This window comes from Marinoscillum sp. (assembly GCF_965229915.1).
In the GTDB taxonomy this organism is placed as follows: domain Bacteria; phylum Bacteroidota; class Bacteroidia; order Cytophagales; family Cyclobacteriaceae; genus Marinoscillum.
This window is the reverse complement of the sequence record NZ_CBDDJZ010000001.1, coordinates 332,284-358,992: the sequence shown is the minus strand read 5'-3', so window position 1 is coordinate 358,992 and position 26,709 is coordinate 332,284. Positions and strand designations below refer to the sequence as shown.

20 protein-coding genes are annotated in these 26,709 nt (G+C 42.7%); 6 read left to right on the top strand and 14 right to left on the bottom strand.

The features are described 5' to 3' along the window. Positions 1-42: 42 nt before the first annotated feature. Together ACO067_RS01490 and ACO067_RS01485 are read right to left on the bottom strand one after the other, a co-directional pair. Positions 43-2,709: a CHAT domain-containing protein gene (locus ACO067_RS01490; protein WP_421869739.1), complete on the bottom strand. Its 2,667-nt coding sequence runs from the start codon at positions 2,707-2,709 to the stop codon at positions 43-45. Continuing rightward, positions 2,709-3,659 (bottom strand): hypothetical protein, encoded by a 951-nt coding sequence (locus ACO067_RS01485; protein ID WP_421869736.1) that lies wholly within the window; start codon positions 3,657-3,659, stop codon positions 2,709-2,711. Before ACO067_RS01485 ends, ACO067_RS01490 begins: the two co-directional genes overlap by 1 nt. Positions 3,660-3,813: 154 nt before the next feature. Here ACO067_RS01485 and ACO067_RS01480 point away from each other — a divergent pair, with 154 nt between their 5' ends. Then, positions 3,814-4,692 carry a hypothetical protein gene (locus ACO067_RS01480; protein WP_421869733.1) on the top strand — a complete coding sequence of 293 codons (879 nt, stop codon included), beginning with the start codon at positions 3,814-3,816 and terminating at the stop codon, positions 4,690-4,692. A gap of 49 nt (positions 4,693-4,741) precedes the next feature. On the opposite strand, the gene ACO067_RS01475 is transcribed toward ACO067_RS01480, so the two are convergent. The 5 genes from ACO067_RS01475 to ACO067_RS01455 form a co-directional block, all read right to left on the bottom strand. Further along, the gene (locus ACO067_RS01475; RefSeq protein ID WP_421869730.1) at positions 4,742-5,188 is read right to left on the bottom strand and encodes a hypothetical protein; all 447 of its coding nucleotides are present in this window, start codon (positions 5,186-5,188) and stop codon (positions 4,742-4,744) included. Position 5,189: 1 nt separating this feature from the next. Beyond that, entirely contained in the window at positions 5,190-5,846 is a 657-nt protein-coding gene (locus tag ACO067_RS01470; RefSeq protein ID WP_421869727.1) for a DUF4159 domain-containing protein, read from the bottom strand. Between the two features lie 5 nt (positions 5,847-5,851). Then, positions 5,852-6,505: an HAD family hydrolase gene (locus tag ACO067_RS01465; protein WP_421869725.1), complete on the bottom strand. Its 654-nt coding sequence runs from the start codon at positions 6,503-6,505 to the stop codon at positions 5,852-5,854. 38 nt (positions 6,506-6,543) lie between these two features. After that, positions 6,544-8,169 carry an alkaline phosphatase PafA gene (gene pafA, locus ACO067_RS01460; RefSeq protein ID WP_421869723.1) on the bottom strand — a complete coding sequence of 542 codons (1,626 nt, stop codon included), beginning with the start codon at positions 8,167-8,169 and terminating at the stop codon, positions 6,544-6,546. Positions 8,170-8,233: 64 nt separating this feature from the next. Beyond that, positions 8,234-10,861 (bottom strand): MGH1-like glycoside hydrolase domain-containing protein, encoded by a 2,628-nt coding sequence (locus ACO067_RS01455; protein WP_421869720.1) that lies wholly within the window; start codon positions 10,859-10,861, stop codon positions 8,234-8,236. Between the two features lie 100 nt (positions 10,862-10,961). On the opposite strand from ACO067_RS01455, the gene guaA reads away from it, so the two are divergent. Genes guaA through hemL form a run of 3 tightly spaced genes read left to right on the top strand, consistent with a single transcriptional unit; the run spans position 10,962 to position 15,663 of the window. Next, positions 10,962-12,488, top strand: a complete 1,527-nt coding sequence (gene guaA / locus ACO067_RS01450) for a glutamine-hydrolyzing GMP synthase (protein ID WP_421869716.1) — start codon at positions 10,962-10,964, stop codon at positions 12,486-12,488. A gap of 27 nt (positions 12,489-12,515) precedes the next feature. Further along, entirely contained in the window at positions 12,516-14,390 is a 1,875-nt protein-coding gene (locus ACO067_RS01445) for a hypothetical protein (protein WP_421869713.1), read from the top strand. Continuing rightward, positions 14,371-15,663, top strand: a complete 1,293-nt coding sequence (gene hemL / locus ACO067_RS01440; RefSeq protein ID WP_421869710.1) for a glutamate-1-semialdehyde 2,1-aminomutase — start codon at positions 14,371-14,373, stop codon at positions 15,661-15,663. The genes ACO067_RS01445 and hemL overlap by 20 nt, the downstream gene beginning before the upstream one ends. 1 nt (position 15,664) lies before the next feature. On the opposite strand, the gene ACO067_RS01435 is transcribed toward hemL, so the two are convergent. Further along, positions 15,665-15,904 carry a hypothetical protein gene (locus ACO067_RS01435; RefSeq protein ID WP_421869707.1) on the bottom strand — a complete coding sequence of 80 codons (240 nt, stop codon included), beginning with the start codon at positions 15,902-15,904 and terminating at the stop codon, positions 15,665-15,667. 222 nt (positions 15,905-16,126) lie between these two features. Between ACO067_RS01435 and ACO067_RS01430 the strand changes: the two genes are divergently transcribed. Beyond that, positions 16,127-19,261, top strand: coding sequence for a SusC/RagA family TonB-linked outer membrane protein (locus ACO067_RS01430; RefSeq protein ID WP_421869703.1), 3,135 nt, complete (start codon positions 16,127-16,129; stop codon positions 19,259-19,261). A gap of 19 nt (positions 19,262-19,280) precedes the next feature. Next, positions 19,281-20,621, top strand: coding sequence for a RagB/SusD family nutrient uptake outer membrane protein (locus ACO067_RS01425; protein ID WP_421869700.1), 1,341 nt, complete (start codon positions 19,281-19,283; stop codon positions 20,619-20,621). 58 nt (positions 20,622-20,679) lie between these two features. On the opposite strand, the gene ACO067_RS01420 is transcribed toward ACO067_RS01425, so the two are convergent. From ACO067_RS01420 to ACO067_RS01395, 6 genes are read right to left on the bottom strand one after another with little or no spacing between them, the layout of a single operon-like run. Further along, positions 20,680-21,630, bottom strand: coding sequence for a glycosyltransferase family 2 protein (locus tag ACO067_RS01420; RefSeq protein WP_421869697.1), 951 nt, complete (start codon positions 21,628-21,630; stop codon positions 20,680-20,682). Positions 21,631-21,637: 7 nt separating this feature from the next. Continuing rightward, positions 21,638-23,425, bottom strand: a complete 1,788-nt coding sequence (locus tag ACO067_RS01415) for a MutS-related protein (RefSeq protein WP_421869694.1) — start codon at positions 23,423-23,425, stop codon at positions 21,638-21,640. 2 nt (positions 23,426-23,427) lie between these two features. Continuing rightward, entirely contained in the window at positions 23,428-24,462 is a 1,035-nt protein-coding gene (locus ACO067_RS01410) for a DUF3667 domain-containing protein (RefSeq protein ID WP_421869691.1), read from the bottom strand. After that, a complete protein-coding gene (locus tag ACO067_RS01405) occupies positions 24,437-24,622 on the bottom strand; it encodes a hypothetical protein (RefSeq protein WP_421869688.1) in 186 nt (61 codons plus the stop codon). The genes ACO067_RS01410 and ACO067_RS01405 overlap by 26 nt, the downstream gene beginning before the upstream one ends. Further along, positions 24,619-25,356 (bottom strand): 3-deoxy-manno-octulosonate cytidylyltransferase, encoded by a 738-nt coding sequence (gene kdsB, locus ACO067_RS01400; RefSeq protein WP_421869686.1) that lies wholly within the window; start codon positions 25,354-25,356, stop codon positions 24,619-24,621. Before kdsB ends, ACO067_RS01405 begins: the two co-directional genes overlap by 4 nt. Then, positions 25,353-26,690 carry an NfeD family protein gene (locus ACO067_RS01395; RefSeq protein WP_421869683.1) on the bottom strand — a complete coding sequence of 446 codons (1,338 nt, stop codon included), beginning with the start codon at positions 26,688-26,690 and terminating at the stop codon, positions 25,353-25,355. The genes kdsB and ACO067_RS01395 overlap by 4 nt, the downstream gene beginning before the upstream one ends. Between the last annotated feature and the right edge of the window lie 19 nt (positions 26,691-26,709).

Below are 26,709 nucleotides of genomic sequence, written 5' to 3'. Positions count from 1 at the left end.
CTTGTGCTAAACAGTGCCATGGGTTGAGAAATGTTGCTTCTTTTACTTACCTATCAAAATAAACGGTGCCCAGTAATAGGGGTCCGAATACATTTCGGAGTTGATCAGCTTGAGTTTTGCTTTCCGCAAGTCATCAGAAAACTGCATGTTTCCTGAGTGTACTAGATGCTGTTGGTAAAAATCGATCATCAACTGTGAAGTGGAGGCATCAGAGACTTGCCACAAAGAAACAATCAGGTTTTTTGCTCCAGCATACATCAAAGAGCGGCTCAGGCCGATGATGCCTTCACCTTTGGCGATCTTGCCAAGGCCAGTTTCACAAGCAGATAGCGTGACCAGATCTGCATTGATATCCAGTGCATAGATTTCTCCAGAATACAGGTTGCCGTCTTCTTGCTGATCTGGGAATAGGAAGATTCGCGACAAGTCAGGTTTTGATTCGTGGACCATGCCGTGTGTAGCAAAATGAAGGTACTTGTACTGTCCCAACTCAGATGATTTGATCATGGATTCTGATGCCTGGTCTCTGAAAAAGATTTTGGGTTCGTTTTCCGTGGACATGAAGAGGTAACGGATCTCTTTCACCTCTGATTCCGATCCGGGTAGAGTGGCCATTCGTGTATCATTGGCTTCAAAACTAATCGGTGCGGCCAATAGTATACCTGTAGCGCTGCTGGACTCCATAGACAATCGATCATTGATTAGCGAAGAGGAGTAATCGTAGGAAATACCGTACCGTTCCACCAGAAATTTGTCCTGATCTGCTTGCTTCAGAGCTTCAAAAGGAACGGTGCCTACTATACCATCTGGTATTATGATCAGCTGATTGACCTGAGCAGGTATATCTGGTATGAGGTCTGAATAGAGAGATGCCGCAGTGGACTCATACATTTCATTGATCCGGTACTTGATGCTATTTCTCAGCGCATTGACCTTTTGTAGGAAGTTGTCTGGTTTGCTGTTGGCATATACATCTACCTTACCAGGAGTGATGACAAATATGTAGATTGATTGCTTGCCTATGAAGTAGGAAATAACCGCTGCTGACTTGGGGAGGTTTTTCTGTAGTTCGGCAGTGCTGAGCAGGTCTCTCTGATACTTGAGGTTGTAATAGTTTGGATATGTGGATTCTAGTTGTTTGATGAAGTCGAAATAGTTCTGTTTTACCTCGAATAACTGCGATCTGATGGCGCTGTTGGTTACATCATCTTCAAGCTGCTGTTCCAGCAGACTGATCTGTGTTTGGTATTCATCTTCTCGGGAAATCATTTCAGAGGGAATACCGGCAAAGTCTTTGGCTTTGGTATCATTGATAGCGGCTTGCAAGACTGCTGATTTGGATCGCTCACAAAAGTTAAATGCGATTTCCTGGTATTCATTTTTATGGAAGGTTTTATCCGCCAGATAAAGCGCTATTCGTATGCCATTGTCATAAATGTCCGATGAGAGTTCCCCGATGCGTATTTTGTCAGCCTCACTCAGCCGAATTTGCCGAATCTCTGATATCAAATCATCACATAATCGATAAGTCTTTAGGGTAGATTTAATGTCTTTGGGACTCAGCGATTTGTTGAAGTGCAGCGATTCAAGCACTTGTGCTTTGCCATAGAGCGATGACAGGAGTATATCTGCATTGAAGTAGTTTTTCAACTGTGGTAGCTCGTATAGATCTTGGTACGATTGATCAAATAAGTTGGCATAGATCGATTGCTGAATACTCTCCAGAGCTAGTTCAAACGCTCCTTTTTTGGACTGAATAGACGAGATCAGAGCATAAGTATTGGCTACTTCCGGATGTTTAGGTCCAAACAATCGTAGGTACATATGCAAAGCCTCTTGCTCAGCAAGGAGGGCTTCATCGTATTTGCCTTGAGCCTCCAGTATTCTTCCTTTATTGGAAAGTGTAAAGGCTTTATTGGGGTGGTCACCTTTGAATGTTTGATTCCAGATGTCCATGGTCAATTCCAAATAGCGCAAAGCCGCTCCGTAGTTTTTTTGACCACTATTGGCCAGAGCCAGGTTGCTGTAACTCAGCGCCACCTGAGGGTGTTGTTCTCCGAGTTGTTTTTTATAAATAGTGAGTGCATCTGTGAAGGCAATCACTGCATCCAAAAAATCTTCCTTTAGGTAAACCAAACCCAGATTGATATAGGAATTGGCTACTTGTACAGAAGTATCGCCAAGTACTTCTGAGCGGATTTTTAGTGCTTTTTCATGGTATCCCAGAGCCAGTTCTTTGTTTTCATTATTCCAGTAAGCGACTCCCAGGTCATTGTAGCACTTGGCGGCATCAAGTTTCTCCTGACTATCAGCTATTCGTTCTGCTTCTTTTAGTACCTCGAGACTTTGATCATTTCTACCGCTTTTCAGTAGCGCCTCACCGTTCAGTAGTAGCGCCTCAAATAAAAGATCCTGATTGTTAGGAAGTTGGCTTTTTAGGAACTCAACGGTATTGGTTGTCTGCTCTACGGCTGGCAGGATATTTCCAGTCTCCAAATAGCACTGGCCAATATTAAGATGACAAGATGCATAAGCAGGAAGATCTTCTTTGGCGAGTAGGAGCTCCCCGGCCTGTCGGTAGGTGACTATAGCCTGGTCATACTTTCCTTGCTGGAACAACTCTGCCGACTGAACTAGCAGTGAATCTTGAGCCCACCCCAGACGACTCAAAAGGAGACACAAAGTAAAAGGAATCAAATACTTCATCATCAGAATCTATATACGTAGCTAGCGCTGATTACATGCTTTCGAGTGAGACCATCTGGGTTTACCTGACGATCAGTCAGTTTTAGTCCACCGATTAGCTTCACGCTATGGTTGATATTAAAGTTATATCCAAAATTTGCAAGTACATTTAGTGCCAAACCGGTAGTACCATCAAGTTTAGCTCTGCGATCTTCTCTAAACAGGTAGATTTCGTCTTTGGTGATTCGGTAGATTCCTAGTACACCAATGCCAAAATTGTAGTTAATAAATCGGAAATTGCGCTCAGCTCTTAGCATGACATCCGTACCTCGTTTCAGATTGTTGGCCAGGTTGTGTTTGAGAAGATACCCTTCCTGATTTGGGTATTCTGACCATTCTCCCCATCTGAAATCATTCTTGTTGTTGTGAATGACAGGCATTTGGAGTCCCGTGGCGAAGAGCCATTTTTCATTGATTAGAGATCCACCAAGCACCAGGTCGTAAGTGCCAAGACTCAGTTGATAGTACATGGGAAGGTCTCCACCGGTACCAAATGGAGTGTCATTGTTCTCAATGTCTGACGTTCCCGTCGCAATTTTGGCTCCTAATGTAGCTCCAGCAGTGAATCCGTTTTGTAACAAAAATCCTCTCGATACACTCAGGGAGAGGTCTCCCACTCCGGATGTTTCTCCCAGGTTACCGCTTACTGTTTGGTAGGGCACCTTCACTTGAAGTGAATACAGGTCGTTGATGGAAAAGTTCATGTCAGCCGTGTAAACAGTAATAATTGGACTGAGCAGCGTTTTTCCGTGATAGTAGTTGAATTCGAGTGATCGAAGTTTGAAATCGATTTGTTTGCTGTAAGCCTGATCGGGTTTCATGGCACCCATGGTGCAGAAACCTGCATCGCTGCATCCTTGAGAAACTACCTTGAATCCCAAAAGCAGCATTAAGAAGGTGAAAAAATAGCGCATAGGTTCAGTTAGAGTTTAGCCGGTATCTAACAGAATGAGTTGTTAGAAATTCAAAGTTAAAAGGAATTTTTAGGATTTTTTTAATACCACCATTAAACCTTCCATAACTGTGAGTGTCAAAAGGGCAAACAATGAGAATTTAAATTGAGGAATTATGAAAAAGATTTCAGTATTCACCGCTTTGATCGTTGCCCTGGGGTTGTTCAGTTGTGAACCCGGTGATGATGCGTTAGATAGCCTGATAGCAAGTGAAATTGACGTTGCCTCGGAGGCCGGAATGTCGGCAAGCTTTGAGGAAGTAGATCAAATAGTAGAGGATGGTATCGAACACTGCTACAACAAACCTCAAAACTCAGACGGAAGGCATGGGAGGTTTGGAAACTATCGGTTTGGAAGGTTAACGGACTGTACCGAAATAACCAGGGACACCGTCAATCAAATAATCACGATTGATTTTGGAGAGGGATGTGAAGACATTCAGGGAACTGTCAGAAGTGGGATTATCAAAATAGCCTACAATGAGTTGAGGAATGTACCTGGAGCTTATAGGATTGTCAGTTTCGAAGACTTTTTTGTGGATAGTGTCGGTGTGGAAGGCACCCGTACTATCACCAATATTTCTGAGGAAGCGGATTCACTAAGTCGATCCTTCGAAGTATTATTGGAAGGTGGTAAACTATCATTTCCAGATGAATCGACTATTACCCGTGATGCTGAACATGAGCGTACTTCATACATTACAGAAGACAGATCTGAGGCATACTCCGCCATCACTGGCTCAGCACAGGGTGTATTGCGAAGTGGGACTGCCTACACGGTAACCATTTTAGAGGAAATCATCTACAAGCACGGATGCCGAGATGAACGCGTGGTGATTCCGGTATCAGGAATCAAGGAAATTAGAGCAGGGGAGGACGTAGTGCTTATCAACTTTGGTGATGGAACCTGTGATAACCTTGTAGAGATCACTATCAATGGCGAGACCACTGTCAGAGAAATAGAACCTCGCGGTAGAAAGCGCAGAAGAGGATAGACCTTGAACGTATTATCAGGTAGTAGGTCGTGCCATAGTGGTGCGGCCTTTACTTGTTTCGGACGTAGCGCTCTATGATTATCTGATCTACACCTAATTCTTCAATTTTCTCTATTCCTGTTTGAACCAGCGTGTCGTGGTTGAACTCCATTTCGAAGCTGAAGTTATTTCCTTCCCATGGTCTGTAACTGCAAAATTCCAGATTTTCGGTATACTTATTTCCTTGCAGAGAGTAAGCACCAGCGCCAGCAACAAAAATGGAATTGGTGGAGTCCTTTCCTTTGGATAAATCATGCCTGATAAAGGCAAAATGGGTTTGATTGATAATCTTGAGCACCTTCTGATCTCTGGTGTAATCTGTCACAGTGGTATCCGTCCCCTGTATCGTAGTACCAGAGAGTAGTCGCCAGGTACCCTGAATAGTCAATGAATCTTGTGAATCTGGTCCACCGCAACCGACAGTAAGCACAATGAGAAATCCTAAATAGTAACGCATCCTACAGCTCAGATGAAAATACGTAGCTGATTATATTCGCGCCCATTTTCAAGGCTCTTTGCCTCAGCTCCTCGGGATCATTGTAGATAATCTGGTCTTCCCATCCATTGCCAAGATCGGCCTCATATGAATAAAAACAAACCAGCCTTCCTTCATAGATTAGACCAAGACCTTCTGCGGGTTTACCATCATGCTCATGGATTTTTGGTACACCGTCTTCAAAGTTATATTTCTGATGATAGATGGGGTGGTCAAAAGGCAACTCCACAAATTCAAGATTTGGGAAAACCTTTTTCATTTCCAACCTAACATATGTGTCCAGGCCGTAATTATCATCAATGTGTAAAAACCCACCTGAAGTGAGGTAATTACGCAAATTACTGGCCTGTTGGTTATTGAAAACAACATTGCCATGTCCAGTCATGTAGACGTAGGGGTATAAGAACAAGTCGGGGCTTCCCACTTCCACAATGTCATCTTCTTTGGCAATATTGGTGTTCAGGTACCTATTGCAGTAGTTGATTAGGTTAGGAAGTGCTGTTTTGTTTGCATACCAGTCACCTCCGCCATCGTATTTTAGCTTGGCTATGCGCAATGACTGAGCCTCGCCAAATAGATAGGAGCAAGTAAAAATGACACACAAGAAAATTCTAAACATATGTTCTATTTACTCAATAAGTCCTCCAATTGTTCCCATTTGAGCTGGGAAAAGTTATCGATGATTAGATCAGCATCCAACTCTTCTCTGGAGTGTGATGTGGCCAAACCTACCACTTTGGCACCAGCTGCCTTGCCGGCCTCAATTCCTGATACCGCATCTTCGAATACAATGCATTGCTCCGGTTTCCTGCCAACAAGTTCAGCACCTTTTAGATAAACTTCAGGGTCTGGCTTGCCGTGTATTACCATGCTATCATCCACAACACCCACAAAATATTTCCTCAAATCCAGATCATCTAGTGTGAAAACCACATTTTCCTTTGGAGCTGAGGTGCCAACTGCCATGGGAATTCCTTTGGCTTTAGCTGCTTCCAGGAACCGAACCAGACCAGTTGTGGGTCTGCGATGGTCACGATATAGCTCACGATAGATCGCCTCTTTTTCTGATCCGATTGTTTTTGCTTCTTCTGCTGACATCTCCCGATCAAAAACCACCTTCATCAGTTTGTTGAGCGTGCGGCCATTCATCTTTTCTCGGTAGAAGTCTTCGTCTATACTGGCTCCATGCTTAGCGGCCGTTTTTTGCCATGCCAGATAGTGGTACTTATGGTTTTCCACGATGACACCATCCATGTCAAATATTAATCCAATTTGCATTGATTCTGTTTTTTGTGTGAATAGTATGAGCAGGGAAACTACTCAAATAGTTCTTCGATCGGTTGGCCTGTCACCGCACCATTGGGCATTGATATATTCAGTAGCATGGCCAAAGTAGGGGCTATGTCTGTAATGAATGTCTTCTCTACAGTAGATCCATTCTTAACACCCGCACCATAAAACAAGAGCGGGACATGCGTATCATATGTGTACCCTGAACCATGACTAGTACCTGCATTCCCGTAATCACCGGATAGGTAACCGGCCTTTTTCAGTACAAGTACATCACCAGATAGTTTGCGGTTGAAACCATTCTGAATGCTTATACGAAGTGGATCGGTGTAGTCTAGTCTAGATAGATCCGTAGCTGTAAATGTTTCGGCTATTTCTTCCACTTTCATGGCAGCTTCGGCAAATTGGCGCTGGATACTTTCCAGGTTTTCACCTTTAGAAGCGATTAAGTCTCTATCCAGAAATATCTGATCATTAGAAACATCCAGAATATATTCATCACCACCCAGTTGATCCACTAGTTCCAAAATAGGCTCCTTGGCCTGATCATTGTTCAGGAAGCCACCTGGAAGATGATGATCTACCAGGAATTGTGGGTTGGCCACCACTCCATGATCTGCTGTCAGGAATACCAGGTATTCACCAGCTCCAACTTTTTGGTCCAGGTAGTTGAGCAAGTTAGCTATGTCTCTATCCAGTCGTAGATAGGTGTCTTCAAGTTCTATAGAGTTTGGTCCAAAGTTGTGACCGACGTAATCTGTAGACGAAAAGCTTATTGCTAAAAAATCTGTAATATCATCTTGTCCCAACTTTTCTCCATCCATCGCCGCTTTAGCCATTTCCAGTACGAGAGTATTTCCAAAAGGAGTAGACCGGATCAGTCCGTAGGGGCCATTTTGTTTTCTGAGTTCGGCCAGGTTGTAGGGGAAGGTGGGAGTGTCCTTACCTTTAAAGCCACGTTCGTATGGCGTGTCATCTGCTGTGCTTTGCACATACTCCTCTATGGGCAATAATGTCTTCCAAACCCGATCGGAGTATTGATTGGATAGCTTCTTCTTATTGAAATCTGAGGCCCATTTAGGTAGTACTTTGGAGTAAAAGTCTGATGTCATGAATTCGCCGGTACGGGAATCATACCAGTACGCACCATCTGGTGTATGTCCTGCAGGAAGCACAGCTCCTCTATCTTTGATCGAAATTCCCACCACTTTAGATCTGAAATTGGTAGAGAGTTTTAGCTCATCCGTGATGGTATTGACCTGTAGGTTACGTGGTGATATATTGCCATTCATGGCACTGCCACCTACTGCACTTGCTAGCGAGTCTCCCACACAATAAACCGACCGGTCTAGTATTTTGCTGTACCAGTCATTGGCTATGATGCCGTGATATCTTGGAGTGGTCCCAGTGTATATGGAGGCGTGCCCAGGAGCAGTGTATGTAGGAATATAGTTGTAATGGTTATTTCTCGCTGTGAAGCCGTCATTTATTAATCGCTTGAATCCGCCCTCACTAAAATGGTAGTCGAACCTCTGCAAATAATCCTGCCGCATTTGGTCTACCACTATACCCACAACTAGTTTGGGCGATTTGCTTTGTGCAAATAAGAATCCTGAATGGAGTGTGATAATAAATAGAAGAGTAAGTCTCATAAAGATCTTTTTCTGCAAGGTAATCAGCGAATGTTACCGTTATTTTAAATCGATGTTATTTGAGTTAATTGTAATATCGGTGAATAAGTTCGGCAACCAGTCCTGTCCATCCCGTCTGATGAGAGGCGCCTAGCCCTAATCCTGAATCGCCGTGAAAATACTCATAAAAGAGGATATAGTCTCGGAAATGCGGATCAGTCTGAAGTTTTTTGGAGTCTCCGTATACAGGTCTGTTACCATCCTTGTCTTTTCTGAAAATGCTGATCAATCGATCACATATTTCGCGAGTCACATCTAGCAGAGTGTGCTCTTCACCACTACCAATTGGGAATTCCACCTTGTAGTCTTCACCGTAGTAATACGAGAATTTCAAAAGAGACTCCAATATGAGGTAGTTCACTGGAAACCAAATAGGCCCTCGCCAGTTGGAGTTTCCTCCAAAGAATGAGCTGTCTGACTCGCCTGGCAAGTAAGCAACTTCAAACTTTTCACCGGCGATCTCCATTTTGTATGGATGTTTTTCGTGGTATTTGGAGAGTGCTCGTATGCCATACTTGGAAAGAAACTCATCTTCATCAAGCATGCGTTCCAGAATTTTCTTCATTCTAAAGCCTCTGAGTATACTCAATAGTCGGCGTTCTCCCTGGCCGGGTTCTTCCCATCGCGAAACAAGGGACGCTAGCTTGGGTCTTTCTTTCAAAAAGAAGTCTAGTCGCTCTCGGAACTCCGGGAGTTTATTGTACACCTCAGCTCTTAAGATTTCAATAGCAAAAAGTGGTATCAATCCCACCATCGATCGTACCTTCATGCGCTGATTCGGGCTGGATGGTGTGTGCATCACATCGTAGTAGAAGTTTTCTTCGTCATCCCACAGATCCACATCCGTATCGCCAATGCTATTCATCGCACCTGAGATATATAAGAAGTGCTCGAAGAATTTAATGGCCATGTCCTGATAAACGGGGCTTTCCATGGATAAGTCCAGTGCTATACGCAGCATATTTAGCGAGAACATCGCCATCCAGCTGGTACTATCGGCCTGCTCCAGACGTGCGTCTTCTACGATCTGGTGGTTTCTGTCAAATACTCCAATGTTGTCCAGACCTAAGAAGCCACCTTCGAATACGTTGTTGCCATTAGCATCCTTTCGATTGACCCACCAGGTAAAATTTAAGAGCAGCTTATGAAAGGCTTTTTGCAAAAAGTCCAAATCAGCCTTACCTGTTGCTTTTCGATCGATCTGAAAAACACGAAGTACTGCCCACGCATGCACAGGTGGGTTTACATCTGTAAAATTCCACTCATATGCGGGTATCTGTCCATTAGGATGCATGTACCGCTCTTTTAGTAAGAGCAACAGTTGATTTTTGGCAAAATCTGCATCAATTCTGGCTATCGGAATGCAGTGAAAAGCCAGATCCCAAGCGGCATACCAGGGGTATTCCCACTTATCTGGCATGGACAAAATATCGTAGTTGTACAGGTGCTGCCAGTCTGAGTTTCTTCCCTTCCTTCTGGTGGCAGAAGGTTTCATTCTTCCCGGATCGCCAAAGAGCCAGTTGCGTACATTGTAGTAATAGAATTGCTTGCTCCACATCATTCCAGCAAAAGCCTGTCGTTGGATGTTTTTCAGATCTTTGTCGACTACTTTGCCATGAATATTGCGGTAAAAGCTATCGGCCTCTGCAATACGCTTCGCAAAGATTTCATCATACTGCTCAAAGGGATTCTCCATTTCCAGCTGAGACATCCTTACCTTCACAGACCGTGACTCACCCGCAGGTATTTTCAGTTTGTAGATAGCAGATGCTTTGGTGCCTACTTTGTCCGGGTTTACAGTGGCTTTGCCATTGACTACATAATCATTAATGGCATCTTTAGGAAAGTCTGATTGCTTGTTAGCCACTCCATAGAGTCTGACCCGGTTGGTGGCATTGTCACAGTAAGCCTGTTCTTGAAGTCCTGACTGATCCAAATAGACATGAAAATCTCCGATATGATGATGCTTGATGAGCATGCGATCAGAACTGAACTCTTTGATCTCTGGAATTCTTTTGTCTCGTCCTGAAGACCAGGTATTTCGATACCAAAATGTAGGTAAAATAGTAATTTCAGCTTCTTTGTCACTTCGATTGTGAATGACAGCTTTTAGTAAGAAGTCATCAAAGGAAGATTTGGCATATTCAAGAAAGATGTCAAAGTATTCATCTTTATCGAAGACCCCAGTGTCCAATAGCTCATATTCCTTATCCTTTTTACTGAGCTTCTGATTTTTAACGACAAGATCGGAGTAGGGAAATTCATTGATTGGATATTTATAGAGCATCTTCATGTAGGAGTGGGTAGGGGTACTGTCCAGGTAGTAATATTGCTCCTTGACATCCTCTCCGTGGTTTCCTTCATGTCCTGTGAGACCAAATAGACGTTCTTTTAATATACTGTCCTTGCCATTCCAAAATGCCCAGGAGAAGCAGATGCGCTGATCCGAATTAGAAAACCCACCAATTCCATCTTCGCCCCAACGGTAAGACTTACTTCTTGCCTGGTCATGAACAATGCTTTCCCAGGCATTGCCGGATTCGGTATAATCTTCACGTACGGTGGCCCATTGACGTTCTGAGAGATATGGTCCCCATTCCTTCCATGGAGTACCTTCTCTACATGCTTCTAATCGTTTTTCCTCCTGCGTCATCTGCGTGGTTTCAGCGAGCTAAAGAAATAAAAAACCACATACTTTCAAATCCAATCTCAAAATCAATTCGACGTTTAAACGATTCTGCTAATTTTGCGGGATGACAGACAAGATACTTATTCTGGACTTTGGTTCTCAGTACACTCAGTTGATAGCTCGGCGCGTAAGAGAATTGGATGTGTATTGTGAGATTCACCCGTTTAGCCATTTCCCGGAACCTGACGAGTATACCAAAGGGATCATCCTTTCAGGTAGCCCCTGTAGCGTGCTGGATGAAGGTGCTCCGGACATCAATATTAAAGCCCTGGAAAAGTATCCGATTCTGGGTGTCTGCTATGGGGCGCAATTACTTGCTTCAAAACACGGTGGAAAGGTATCCAAGTCACAACATAGAGAATATGGAAGAGCAAAACTTGCTCATATCAATGCACATTATGATCTGCTGAAAGAAATTGAAATTGGTAGTCAGGTGTGGATGTCACATGGAGATACCATCACAGAACTTCCTGAGGATTTTCAGATCATTGCCAATACGGAGAGTATACCTGTGGCGGCATTTAAGGTAGAAGACAAACCTATTTATGGTATTCAGTTTCATCCTGAAGTTACCCATAGTGTGGATGGAAAAACCTTATTGAGAAACTTTGTGGTTCATATTTGTGAAGCAGCTCAGGATTGGACAGCAGATATCTTCGTGGAAAATACCGTACGCGAGCTTCAAGATAAGCTGGGTGATGACAAAGTGGTTATGGGCTTGTCTGGTGGAGTGGATTCCTCGGTAGCAGCCACATTGATTCATCAGGCTATAGGCAAAAACCTCTACTGTATTTTTGTAGATAATGGACTTCTAAGAAAGAATGAATTTGAAGAGGTTTTAGAGTCCTATGAGGGAATGGGATTGAATGTGAAGGGAGTTGATGCGAAGGAGGACTTTTACAAGGCGCTGGAGGGACTTACTGATCCAGAAGATAAAAGAAAAGCAATCGGGCGAGTCTTTATCGAAGTTTTTGATCGTGAAGCACATAATATTAAGGATGTGAAGTGGTTGGGGCAAGGGACGATTTATCCTGATGTAATCGAATCCGTATCTGTTAATGGCCCATCAGTAACCATCAAATCTCATCACAATGTTGGCGGCCTTCCTGAGCAGATGAACCTGAAAGTAGTGGAGCCATTAAACTTACTTTTTAAGGATGAAGTGCGAAATGTGGGCAGGGCACTCGAGATTACCGAAAATATTTTGGGCAGACACCCATTTCCAGGACCTGGTCTGGGTATCCGTATATTGGGAGATATTACCGCAGAGAAGGTGAGAATCCTGCAAGAGGTAGACGATGTTTTCATCAAAGGCCTAAAAGAAGAAGGGCTTTACGATCAGGTATGGCAGGCTGGTGCGATGTTGCTGCCTGTGCAGTCTGTGGGTGTGATGGGGGATGAGCGCACCTATGAGCAGGTAGTTGCTTTGCGCGCAGTGACTAGTTTGGATGGTATGACTGCTGATTGGGTACATTTGCCGTATGACTTCCTGGCCAACACTTCCAATAAAATAATCAATCGAGTGAAAGGTGTCAACCGAGTAGTTTATGATATTAGTAGTAAACCACCGGCCACCATTGAGTGGGAATAACCATTTTTGAACTAATCCATACCAGTTTTGAAAAGAACCCTACTAGCAATTAGCCTTATCTTTTGTTTCTGGATAGCCTCAGCGCAATCAGAACAATCTGAATATTTGGAAGCCAAGAGGCTGTTTAATAATGGTCAATACAGCAGTGCAAAAGCCTCTTTTGCAGCACTAAGCCAAAGCAAAACGTTCGGTAGTTATGCGCAGTTTTACTTTGCTCTCAGTGCGTACAAACAGGGGGATACCAAAGTGGCGCGAGATTCCTGGAAACAGTTAATGACTGAATATCCCAATTGGGAACAAAAAGGGGAAGTTCTATTCTGGCTCATGCTTACTGCCTATGAGACAGAAAAGTTCGATGAAGCTCTGAAATATGGTCAGGACTACAACCAAGCAACCCTGAATAGTGAGCAAGAGCAGCTCCTGATGGAGAAGTATTTTTCAGAGATGACCGTGGGCAAGCTTGATACTCTGGCATCTAGTTATCCTGACAATAAGATGCTTGGGACTCTTTTGCTTAAGAAACTCAATGCTCAACCTTATCAGGATAGAGATTTTGTTCGTATCAATGAGTTAGTCTCAAAGTGGGGATTTGATCTGGCTGACTTTGAATCGATTGACTTACCAGTAATAAGAAAAGATACCTACAATATAGCCGTGGTATTGCCTTTTTTATTTGAATCACTGGACAACACTAGTCTCATATCACAGAATAGTCTGGTGATGGACATGTATCAAGGGATGCAGCTTGCTGCAGAAGATCTGGGCGCTATCAACCGGCCGGTAAAACTTTTTCCCTATGACACCAGGCGCAAAAAAGATGAAACGATCACCATTTTGAATAGCCCTGGGTTTGATCAGAATGACATGATATTGGGTCCACTTTACCCTGGTCCTAATGAAGCAATTAATGCTTATTCGATTGAAAATCAGGTGAATACTCTGAATCCTATTTCTTCCAATGCTGATGTGATTGGCAAAAATCCATTTTCATTTCTTCTGAAGCCCAGTTACAGTACACTTGCTATCAAAACCGCGGAACTAGCCATAGAAGAAAACAAGGATAATCCATATGCCATGATATTCTATGAAGAATCAGAGCGTGATTCTACTTATGCAGCGATCTACAAGAGCAAAATAGAACAGGCGGGGTTTGAGGTGGTGCTTTACCAGTCAATCAATAAAGATAATGCCAAGACATTACTGGATACGCTTGCTGCTACTTATTATAATTACCTGACTGAAGAAGAAGCCGATTCTGTTAATCAAATAAAGGGTCGGTTCGTAAGAAGCCGTCGGGTAAGGTCGGACGAAAAGGAACGAATGAAGAAAGATACCTCTTTTGTGCTGCCTATCAGTCTGGACGACAATGAAGAATACGAAATTGTCTATTATGAGGAGCCTTTCTACATGGCACCTGATAGTGTAGGACACATACTCGCAGCAACTCGCAGCAACTTGTTTGCTAATAATATGATCAGTGTAACTGAAAGTAGAAGGGACAGCATCAAGCTATATGGTTATGGTGATTGGTTAGAGTTTACCATGCTGTCCTATAATCAGTTGGATAGATTGGCGGTGGCATTGAACAATCCTGAATACATGGATATCAATAGCTTTTCGTATCAAAATCTCAAGGACAGAATCATTGAACGGTACAAAACAAATCCATCCATAAATCATTATAGAGGATATGAAGCAGTTTGGTTTGCTGGTAGAATGATGCACAGACACGGAAAATATTTCCAAAGAGGATTGCGTTCTGGTAACATCGTAGAGGGTAAAGTATTTGAAGGGTATAAGTATGGTTTGGCTAATGACAACCAGATTGTTCCTATTGTGAGATTTAAAAACGCCAAACTAGAAGTAGTTAACAGGGATTTGTATGAAGATCGAAAAAAGTAAATCACTTTTTAGTAGAGCAAAAAATTTTATACCGGGAGGAGTGAATTCTCCAGTTCGGGCATTTAAAGCAGTAGGAGGAGATCCTATTTTTTTCAAATCAGCACGAGGTTCGAAAATGTACGATGAGGATGGTAATTCATACATCGACATGATCAATTCGTGGGGGCCAATGATCCTTGGTCATGCCAATCCGTTGGTGGAAGAAGCAGTCATTCAGGCGATTCAAAACTCACCGTCATTTGGTGCTCCAGGAGAGCGTGAGGTGCTCATAGCAGAGTTGATCTGTGAAATGGTGCCTTCAGTAGAGCGTGTACGAATGGTCAATTCGGGTACTGAAGCCACTATGTCAGCTATCCGTGTAGCACGTGGCTATACTGGACGTGATAAATTCATCAAATTTGAAGGTTGTTACCATGGTCATGGGGATTCATTCCTCATTGCCGCAGGCAGTGGAGCAATGACTATGGGAACACCCAATAGCCCTGGAGTAACTAAAGGAACTGCTCAAGATACCTTATTGGCACCCTTCAATGATTTGGAGGCGGTCAAAAGAATAGTAGCGGAAAATAAAGACGAAATAGCGGCTATAATTCTTGAACCTGTTGCTGGTAACATGGGATGTGTTCTACCTAAGCAAGGTTTCCTGGAAGGGCTTAGGTCTCTGTGTGATCAAGAAGGAATAGTGCTGATTTTCGATGAAGTCATGACAGGCTTTCGTCTCGCGAAAGGCGGAGCACAAGAGCGACTAGGTATTACTCCTGACATGACAACACTAGGTAAGATAATAGGTGGTGGCTTACCAGTTGGTGCCTATGGTGGTAAAAAGGAAATCATGGATTATGTCTCTCCAGAGGGGCCGGTCTATCAGGCAGGGACGCTATCGGGTAATCCAGTGGCTATGGCGGCAGGTTATGCCATGCTCAAATATTTGTCAGACCATCCGGAAACCTATGGTAAATTAGAATCGAATACGAAGAAGATCGTATCGGGCTACAAGGATACTCTGGAAGCACTTGGCCTGTCTTACACGATGAATCAGATTGGCAGTATGTATAGTTTGTTTTTCACAAATGAACAGGTGATGGATTTTGCTTCAGCTCAGAAGTGCGACACGTCCTTATTTGGGCAATATTTCAACCTGATGCTTCAAAAAGGAGTTTATCTGGCTCCATCTCAGTTTGAAACCTTATTTGTTTCTGCCATACTCACCGATGAAGATATTGAGCAGATTATTCATGCCAATGACGAGAGCCTGAGAGCCTTACTAGGTTAGTTCATTGCGATAGAGTCTCGAAGAGGTATTGCCACTCATCTTCGAGACTACCTTCAAATACCGGTTTAGAAGCTTTTCTATACCAATATTCGGCATTCCACTGATCTCCTTCTACTCTATGAAGGTAAGCATGTATCCATGCTGCTTTTTGGTCAGGCAAATCTTGTATGAGTCTGTGAGCTTCCTCCCAGTTACCACCCTTCTCTAGTTTTAGAGCCTTCACATAAATTGAGTCTCTCATAGTACGAAGGTACGAAATAAGTGATTTTACGGATGAATGGTTAGGGTAATTTCCCTGAGTGTTGTTAAGCAAGTATTAAGGGTTATTCAATTTACATATGTGGTGATAATATGGATTTCACATATTATATTAGCAGAAATAGCGCTAATTATTACTATTATATTTAATTAATCTCCTTTATTATTGAAAGATTAACAATTTTCTAAACTTAAAATGTGAACTATGAGGAAAGCTTTACTACTAATGTTCGTAGCGGTACTCTTCACTTCCTTTGGGGCTTATGCACAAAGAGTGGTGAGTGGTACTATAAGCGATGAAGCAGGTTCTACTCTACCTGGAGTGAACGTGCTTGTAAAGGGTACTACTAATGGTACTACTTCGGATCTGGATGGCAAATACAGACTTTCTGTTCCAGAAGATGGCGGGACGCTGATTTTCCGTTTTGTTGGTTTTGAAACCCAAGAAGTGGAAATCGGATCAAGGGCTGTGATTGATGTGACTTTAAGTGAGGACGTAACCGAACTGTCAGAAGTGGTGGTGGTTGGTTATGGTACACAGATCAAGCAAGATTTGACAGGAAACATTGCTCAAGTATCTGGCGAGGATATTGAGAATATTCCGGTACCTACATTTGAGCAAGCGATTCAAGGTAGAACAGCTGGTGTTCAAATTACTTCTCAAAACGGTAAAGTAGGTGGAGGAATTAATATCCGGGTTCGGGGAGCTTCATCTATATCTGCAAGTAATGAGCCTTTGTATGTGGTGGATGGTATTCCGATCACTACAGACAACCAGTCTTTGACCAGTGCAGCGACCAATCCACTAGCTGATATCAACTTCAATGACATTGCATCAATTGAAATATTGAAAGATGCATCATCTGCTGCTATCTACGGTTCCAGAGGATCGAACGGTGTGGTATTGATTACCACTAAAAAAGGAAAAGCTGGTAAGACCACATTCAACTTCAATGCACAATATGGATGGAGTAAGCCAACTCGGGAACGTGACTTCATCAATGCAGGTCAGTACATAGACTTGTTTACAGAAGCAGCTTACAACAACGATCTGGCCGACGGATTTGATCCTGTTAATAATCCAGCAGATTATCCAGGTTCATGGTTAGAATACATGGAAGGTACCTTTGACTACCTATCAGGCTACAGAGACTGGAGAGCCGAGTCTGCTGCTGATCCAAATTGGAAGGGAACAGACTGGCAGAAAGAAGCTTTTCAGGATGCCACCATTCAGAGCTATGATCTTTCTGCAAGAGGGGGAACAGAGAATACCCGTTATTTCTTTTCAGGATCAATTACCGATCAGGATGGTATTTTGATTGGCAATAGTTTTCAGAGGATATCTGGTAGACTTAATCTAGAGCAGGATGTTTCTGACAAACTAACTGTAGGTTTGAATGCCGGAATCAGTAGATCTCTCAACAATCGTGTAACGGATGACAATCAGTTCTCCACTCCACTGCAGTTGATTGCTCAAGCTCCAATCACTCCGGTTAGAGATGAAGATGGCGTACTTTATGATAATAATGTGAATCCAGCTATGTTCTACTATCCTGCTACCATGGAATTGGAACATGCAGACTTTACTACAACAGTATTTAGAAATCTAGTAAACACTAGTGCTACTTATGACATCATTGATGGATTGAGCGTCACAGGTGAGTATGGGTTTGACCTTTTGACTCAGTTGGAGCAACGCTATCAAAACAGTTTGACTCAAACTGGAAACTCAATCGGAGGTTATGGACAAGATAGATGGGTTCGTATCTTCAACTATACCTCAAGAGCTTTTGTGAACTACAACAAAGTATTTGATGCTCACTCTATTGACTTCACAGTAGGTACTGAGTTTCAGAAATCAACAAGACATCAAACCTTAGCAGCAGGTCAGGGATATCCACTGGACGAGTTGAAAACACTGAGTTCAGCGGCAGAGGTTGCTAACTGGTCAGGTACGTTAAATGAGTATTCATTCTTGTCTTATTTCGGAAGACTTAACTACAAGTTAAATGATAAGTATCTGTTAGGACTTAGCGGTCGTATTGATGCGTCTTCACGATTTGGTGAAAATAATCGATACGGATTTTTCCCAGCAGCGTCGGTTGGTTGGATCATTACCAATGAAGGTTTCTTGGCTAGTTCAAACATAGTTAGCTTTTTGAAATTAAGAGCTAGTTATGGACTTACAGGTAATGCTGGTATTGGAAACTATGATCACTTTGGTACTTACATAGCTGCAGGATATAATGGAGCTTCTGCACTAATACCTTCACAGATTCCAAATCCAGATCTTGAGTGGGAGAAAACAGCTCAGATTGATGTTGGAGTTGACTTTGGTTTATTTGGTGATAGGCTTTCTGGTGAGTTAGATTACTATAAAAAGAATACATCTGACCTTCTTTTGGCTGTTCCGGTACTTGGAACATCTGGTTTTGCGACACAAACCCAAAATATTGGAGAGCTAGAAAACTCCGGTATTGAAGTGGTATTAAACTATGACCTCATTAAAGGCAATGATTTCTCTTGGAGTACAAGTTTGAACTACGCAGCTAATCAGAACAAAGTAACAAAGCTGTATGGTGACACTGAGCAAATTGGGCCAACTAGCTCACGTTATATGAACGCCTTATTAGTAGGTGAAGCAATTGGTGTACACTATGGGGTGGAGTTTGCTGGAGCTAATCCTGACAATGGTGATGCGATTTTCTACCTAAACAGAGACCCATCTGCTGAAGAACTAAATGACGGAAGCGTCTTCACCGTAGATCATCTGGGTGATCGATACGTTACAGATAACTTCAACCTTGCAGAATCTAAGGTTTTAGGTAACCCTAATCCAGATTTTATCTATGGATGGACTAACAACTTTAAGTTTAAAGGATTTGACTTGAGCATCTTGATCCAGGGTCAGCAAGGAAATAAAGTATTCCTTGGTGGAGGGACATTCATGACTGCCAACGCGCGTTATGAGGACAATCAGACCACAGATCAGCTGGATAGATGGCAAGAGCCTGGTGACATCACTGATGTGCCACAAGCAAGGTTGTATGCCAATAACGGAGCACAGACTTCTAGTAGATACCTTTCTGATGCATCATATGTGCGTTTGAAAACATTGACTTTTGGATACAATTTCCCAAGAAGTATTCTAAGTGGAACATTCATTTCTAGTGCTAGAGTGTACTTCAGCGGTCAAAATCTTGTAACCATCACAGATTACGACGGATGGGATCCAGAAGTAAATACAGATTATTTGGCGAGTAACATTTTCCTTGGAAATGACTTCTACTCTGCGCCGCAGGCGAAGACTTTTACTTTCGGTGTTAAGCTAGGATTTTAATCGACAAACGAACTGAAATATGAAAAATATTAAAATATACTCCATACTATTTCTAAGCTTTTTAGTGCTTGGATCATGTACAGATCAATTGGATTTGAATCCTCCGCAGGATATTGATAACAGTATTGCGTTGAATTCAGATGCCAATGTGAAAACCGTTCTAATTGGTGCTTATGATGCACTGAGCGACGGGGACCTCTTCGGGGGAAATACTCAGCGAAATTCTGAACTACTAGGGGCAGACGATGAACTACAGTTCTCAGGTACATTTGGTGATCCATCAGACATCTGGAGGAAAGAGATGACTGTGATCAACGGAGATGTGGCTGACCTTTGGCTAGATGGTTACAATACCATTAATATTGCTAACAATATACTTGCCAGTCTTGAAGTTGTCAATGAGGAAGATCAGGCATTGGTGGAAGCAGAGTCGCGTTTCATTAGAGGCTTGATGTACTTCGAGTTGGTGCTGTTCTTCGGTCCATCATATGCGGAAGGAAGCCCTTCATCTCTGCCAGGTGTGCCATTGGTAACAGAACCCAACAATGTTGATCCAGTAGAGCGCGCGAGTGTACAAGCTGTGTACGATTTCATCATTGATGACTTGGAATTTGCTATAGCCAACTTACCTGCTGAAAATGGCGTGTATGCCAACAGTGTGGCTGCCGGAGCAATCCTATCAAGGGTATACCTGCAAATGGCCGATTATGCTGGAGCTCGTGATGCAGCAAATGCAGCTTTGACTGCTGCAAATGGTGTGTATGATTTAACCACCTTTGCAGGCGCTTTCAACAATCAGTCTAACAGTATTGAAGACGTGTTTTCTATTCAGGTGACTACTCAGGATGGTGTTAATAACATGCAGTTGTTCTTTGCAGCTTCTTCATTTGGAGGAAGAGGAGATATTGAAATCCAGCAGAAGCATCTAGACATGTATGAAGCAGGTGACGTAAGAGGTTCATTCTTCTATACTGATGCTGCTACTGGGGACACCAGAACTTCCAAGTGGACTGATCAATTTGCAAATGTGACTTATATCCGATTGGCTGAATTATACCTAACTAGAGCAGAGGCTAACTTCAGAGAAGGTACAGCTATCGGCGATACTCCTGCCAATGACTTGAATAGAATCAGAGGCAGAGCGGGATTACTGCCAAACCTTACTCCAACTCTGAATGATATTCTAATGGAGAGAAAGCTGGAACTCGCGTTTGAAGGTCATAGTATACATGATATCAAGAGGTTGCAGGGAACCACTGATGGGTTTGCATATGATGCAAATGAATTGGTATTCCCAATTCCTGATAGAGAGCGTAATATCAATCCTGATTTAAGACAAAATGATGGATATGGTAATTAAGCTCAGTTTTAACTGATTAAAAAAAACCATCCTGACGATTTCAGGATGGTTTTTTTATTTACAACCACCACCAATCTATGCCTTCAATCATGCCGATACTCTTCAAGTACGAGGTGATCATGTCCCTTTCTGTGCTTTCTGGATATACAGCGATGAGCAGTTGTGGAGAATCGATTTTTTCTATTAGTCGGTAGTTCTGCAAATCCTGTTGAATCGGGACAAGACCGTGTTGTTTGAGTAAGTCCATTGACAGTCTTGACTTGACATTGTTTCCCCAAACGATGAGTGGTCCACCATGATAATCGATTGCTATAAATCGCCTGACCTTTAATTCAAAAAAAGCTTCTTGTTGATAGTTTGGTGAGTTTCTAGATGTACGGTCTGGATGTTCTCTCCAATAAAGTGTGATTTCTGGAATCACCTCAATTTGGAAATTGTGTTTGTAAAGTTGAAACACGAGATCATAATCCTCAGGGTACGATAGTCCCGAAAAGCCCCCAATGGAATCAAGTTCCATTTTTCTCATTAGCCAGTTAGGTGAGGCTATAACACACTCCCGATACACTTGCGACCACTGGTTTCCTCGGAGGTTGATTTCATTGAGCCACTCCTCATACACCTGATACCCCTCGCTGACTATTTCTTGATCAAAATACTTCACTAAACCAGTGATAAGTGTGTTTGCAGGAGCATCTTGTATTGCACCAAACATCTGTTCCAACCTTTTGGGTGGCATCAGGTCATCTGCATCCATTCTAGTGATGTATTCGCCCTTAGCATTAACCAATGCCTTTTGTAGAGCGCTGATAATGCCTTTATCATCATTCTCGATAGGTCTTACTCGATGATCACTTGAGGCAAATTGATTTATGATAGTTGCAGTGTTATCAGACGAGTGATCGTTGACTACAATCCACTCCCAGTTGCTATAGCTCTGCTGCTGGATGGATCTATAGCAATCATCAATCCATCTGTCGACATTTTTGACTGGTGTGATGATGGAGATCATGCCTGCATCACTCGATTATACCCATATTGCGCATGAGCTGCGAAGCGTTGAAGCTTTTACACGGCCCAGGGGTCAATCGGTAATCAAATATGATCTTGTTGCCTTTTATCTCACTATTGAAACTAAAGTTACGAATGTGATTATTCGTCTGTTCCAGTGCACCCAAGGTCAGGTCATGAGTGCTGATCAGACCAAAGGCATTTTTAGTAGATAATTTTTCCGCCAAAGCCACAGCACCAAGGTGTCGGTCTTCCGAGTTGGTTCCTTTGAGTATTTCATCTAGTAAAAAGAATGTAGACTGCTTTTCCACGGTCTCAAGTAATTGAGAGATCCGTTTGAGTTCTGCATAAAACGAGCTAGTGTTTTCGCTGAGGTTGTCTTTGGTTCGCATACTGGTAAATACCTCTACGTTGCTAAATCGGAAGGATTCGGCGCATACAGGAGCACCCAATCTGGCTAGGATAATATTGATACCGAGCGTCCTTTGAAAGGTGGATTTACCAGACATGTTAGATCCAGTGATTATATCTACAGCACCCGTTTCTTTGATTTCGTAATCATTGTTAACGCGAATGTCTGAAGCAATCAGCGGATGCCCGATTGCTATTCCACTCAGTTCGAAATCTGATTCACTTAACTGAGGATATTGGTAGCTAGGATGTTGATGCGCAAAACTAGCAATGCTCATGAGCACCTCGAATTGATGCAGTGCATCCAGCCACTTAGAAATGTCTCGTTCATAGGTCGCTTTCCAACGGTAAATTCTAAGCAATAGAAAGATGTCAGGCACCACCAATAGATCAGCTATTCCATAGAGCATGTTGTCCCTTGCGCTGACTCTGTGGCCAATTTGATTTAATTCTCTGATGCCAATTTCAGCCTTGCGAGGTTGGGTTAATTTAGCTGTAAGCTTCTTTAACAAAGAGGCAGAATACGCCTTTGATTGGATTACTTGAAGCACTTCCAAATAGGAATTGATCAGGTACTGTGCTTTGCCAATTCCTTTCATTTCCAGGTTCAGCTTTTTGAATATGCTACCTAGAGCAATCAAGTTGATGAAAATGTTGAGGTATATTACCTGATAGGGGAGTTTGTCGAGAATGACAAAGATCGAAGTAGTGACAATCCCCAACACCAAAATGCTCCCAATCGCTTGCCACAGCATTCTATTCCCAGTATTTGATTTAAGAACAGACCATCCTAGCAAATCGTCTGCTGTAACCGTTGGTTCATTTTTCTTCTTCTTTCCTACACTGATTCTGGATTTAGCTTGCATTCGTTGCAGCCAGTCCAGGTCATTGCTCAGTTCCTTCATGGCCTCTTGCCTTTCAATGATATCTTGATCGCTCGGTTGCATTGACAGCCACCGCGCCAACAACTTCTTACCATCACTGGTAGCGCACCGATTGATTAGTTGGTAAAGGGAGTGTTTTCCAAACGTGTCCAGGTCGTGTTGATTGGGATGGTTGTCAATCAGGTGTTCCTCACCCGATTCAAATTCGGTGAGTTTTAAATCAGATCGCCGCAGTTCTTCTTGATTGATTCCGATTAGTGCTTCGTAGTATTCCTTTAAGGCCTCATGCTTTCTATGCTGACCAATGAACAGGATGAAACCTATTAGTAGAAGTACGGCACCAATTAGCCAGTATGGATCGCTTTCCTGAAAGTAGAAAATCCCACATACCACCAGCCCTATAAATGAGAAACCACGAAGCAATGAGTAGGTCAATGCTTCTCCACTATGTTTCTGAGATTGTGCACTAAAGCTTTGGATCCTTTCAGTGTATGCTGGCATATTCAATAGAAAAACAGACTAATAGCAACTTCGAGTAACATCCCTATAGTTAGCACTATAGTATATAGAAAACCTGAGAATGCTACTTTCAAGAAGGATGTGACGAACTTGATATGATAGGTGTTTCTAAAGGATATCACAATATAAGTCAACAGGGTGAGGAATATCCATGGTTCCACCACGTCTGTAGCAGGTTTCCAGACCATCGCCAAAATCCAATAAAGGGTCATTAGTATAAACACAAACGAATGGATGTGTAACCCATGGACCACATGGTTGATGTAAAGCTTCTTCCTAAAAAATACCTTCAGAATTAGCGCGTAAAGTGGCAGTAAAAAGAACATTAGAATGGGGATGTTCTTCACGATAAACATATTCAGAGTATGTTGATCAGACTTGATGATTTTAATGACCTGCCGATTGATTTTTTGCGCCATGAAACCCCGCTCTTCGTTGTGAATGGAGTCTTCAATTTGTTGTACTGTGAAGTCTTCTTTAGACATTTTATACATCGTCTTCCAGTTCCGTTCAGACATAGGCCAACCTGATGATTCATCGGTCACCGTGTCCACATCCAGTTTAGCAATTAATGGTTCTACGGATTCCATATTTTTTGATAAGAGACTGTCGGTTTGGGCCTCTTTTTTTAAACTGTCCAAGACAGCCTTTTCATCAGTATTAATACCTCCACTTAACACTTTGCCCTCTTTCGGACTACTGTTGAGGTACATGTTCATGAAAAAAAAGTGAATGAGACTTACGACAAGATATAGTCTGATGGGGTTCGCATATTTAACACGTTTGCCATCCATAAACTCCTTGGTCAATACACCTGGTTTGAAGAAAAACGGTTTGATACTTCGTCCAAATCGTGAATCCAGTGAGAAATAATTGGCAAAGAAATCATTCACCAGTTTGGCAAATGAGATTTGATTGTCAGTATTTTCCTGGCCACAGGACGGGCAGTACTCAAAAGAAGGGTCTAGTTTGTACCCACAGTTGAGACAGACCTCAGTTTTCCTTCTCTTCTTTTTCATATTTTCTCAAAAAATAGTTGGTACTCCACGCCCCAACGATAAAACCGAGCGCATAAAGGGTGTATTCGAAGTTGCCTTCGGTGGATCTTAGCGACAACCAAAAAAACACAAGGGCGACAATCATCAGTACCCAGGTGATGATTTTAAGACCTTTTCTCATAATTCGATTTCGTTTAGCAGTTTGGCCAAATCGGCTGGAGTGTCAATCATATGGCTTTCTAAATTAGTAAATCCCAATTGGATGGAGTAACCGTTCTCAAGCCAGCGAAGTTGCTCGAGTGATTCTGCTGTCTCCAAAGAACTGGAGTCAAGGGATACAAGCTTAGGAAGCACATCAGATCGGTAGGCATAAATACCAATATGCTTGTAGTATGTGTGATGTTCCATTCGTAGCTCTGGTCTAACATCTCGCTGGAATGGAATGCATGCTCTGCTGAAATAGAGCGCTTGGTTCTTGTTATTAAAAACAACCTTCATCTCACCAGGATCATCCAGTTCGTCATAGTTTTGAATTGGCTTCACCAGAGTGACAATTTCCACTTGACCAGTGAGCATTCTGCAGACAGTATCTATTTGTTCTGGATGAATAAACGGCTCATCACCCTGAATATTCACTATGTAATCGATATCCTTTCTTTGATTAATTACCTCAGCACATCGTTCTGTTCCGTTCTTATGAGAGCTACTGGTCATGATGACTTGTCCACCGAATGATATAACCTCATCGTATATGCGTTGATCGTCGGTCGCCACAATCACTTCATCGAGCAAACTGCTTTGACATGCCTGTGTGTAAACACACTGAATCATGGTTTTTTCACCAATGGAGGCAAGAGGTTTGCCAGGAAAGCGACTGGAGGCAAACCGAGCAGGAATGATTCCCAAAATCTTCATTGAACCTCCTTCACTTTGAGCGAAGTGCCTTCATCAGAAATCACTTCTATTTCAGTGCCCGCATCGATGTAGTTGCCTCTTGTGAAAGCGTCATACATTTCACCATCTATTTCCACACGGCCACTGGGGCGTAGTATGGTGTAGGCTTTGCCTTTTTTACCCACGAGGGATTTTTCCTTATAAAAACTGGAGGTAAATCCTTGATCGTGATTTTGTACATCGCTGAGTGCTATGCGTTGGAATACTTTGCTGTTAGCCAAGCGAACCCCTCCCAGGAACATGATGATGATGGACCCTAGCAGCCCCGCCAGTGTAGTGGCTACCGCGATGAAGATGTCATCCATATTCACAAAGGAAAAGTCAAAGGCGTCGTTGTTCAGCATTACGAGTATCAAGGATCCCAGTGTTAAAATCAGTCCAGAAATACCAGCAACGCCAAATCCTGGTATAACAAAGATCTCTGCAGCAATAAGCGCCACACCAGCGAAAAACGCAATAATCTCCCAGTTTTCAGCTAAGCCATTGAGGTAGTAAGGAGTGAAGTAAAGGACCGTGGCTATGATTGATGCAAGTATTGGAAATCCGACACCTGGTGTTTGCAATTCAAAATAGATGCCTCCGATGATTACCAGAATCAGAATGCCACTGACAAATGGATTCAAAAAGAGCTGGATGATTTTGTCTGCAGTACCTAGTTTATACTCAATTACCTCGTAGTTGTCAATATTTGATCGATTTAGAATTTCTTGAATGCTGTTTACTTTGGCCTCACAAAATCCATATTGGATAGCCTCTGTCACCGAGAATGTAACCACCTTTCCCTGGGTGGCGATACTATCCAGATCAATATCTTCATCTACCATCCCTTCAGCAATCTGAGGATTTCGACCTGTTGCTTCAGCAGTTGATCGCATAATGGATCTCATGTATGACTGGTACTTGTCAGGAGCGGCAGACCCGTCTTGGGTTACCACAGTGGCAGCACCAATACTGGAGCCTGGAGCCATGTAGATGCTGTCACAAGCGATGGAAATCAGCGCACCCGCAGAGGCAGCATCCTTGTTGATGTAAGCATAGATAGGCGTTTCAAAATTTAAAATTCGTGTGCGTATTTCGTCTGCATCATTGAGGGCACCTCCGTAGGTATCTAGTTCGAGAATGACATAATCCACGTCCTGTTCTTCGGCAGCTATCAGGCCCAGTTCAGAATATCGGTTAGTTCTTGGGTCAATGTTATCCTGGATCTTCAGATGCATGACTTTCACGGCATCCTGTGCCATAGATATGTATCCGAAAAAGATCAATAAGATTACGGGCAGATGTTTTTTTAGCATAGCGGCTGGTCTAACTTTA